The 399-nt window shown below is 51.9% G+C and carries 1 protein-coding gene; it reads left to right on the top strand.

Annotated features, from left to right (window positions below; genetic code table 11):
- The coding region (locus P0O24_RS12490) for an RNA-guided endonuclease InsQ/TnpB family protein (RefSeq protein WP_316970077.1) at positions 1–399 on the top strand (399 nt) is incomplete at both ends.

The raw sequence follows: 399 nt of genomic DNA, 5'->3' as shown, positions 1-399 counted from the left end.
AGTATGAGACTCACTACTTGCTGCCAGAGTGGAAGAAAAACAAACCAGAACTGAAGGAGGTATTCTCTCAGACCCTCCAGAACGTCCAAGAACGGGTAGATCTGGCCTTTAAAGCGTTCTTCCGAAGAGTCAAAGCAGGAGAGGCCCCGGGGTATCCCAGGTTCAAGGGGAAAGGATGGTACGATTCGTTCACCTATCCACAGCTGGGATTCAGACTGTCTTTCGGGAAGCTCGACCTCTCCAAGATCGGAGATATCAAGATCAAGCTCCACCGACCCATCGAAGGCAAGATCAAGAGGTTAACCGTTCGGAGATCTTCGACCGGAAAATGGTTTGCCTGCTTCTCAGGGGAGATCGACGATCCTCCGAAGCCTCCCTGGAAAGATGGGTTGATGGCGG

Source organism: Candidatus Methanocrinis alkalitolerans (assembly GCF_029167205.1).
GTDB lineage: Archaea > Halobacteriota > Methanosarcinia > Methanotrichales > Methanotrichaceae > Methanocrinis > Methanocrinis alkalitolerans.
Note: the sequence above shows the minus strand (reverse complement) of the source record. Positions and strands in the feature narration are given on the sequence as shown.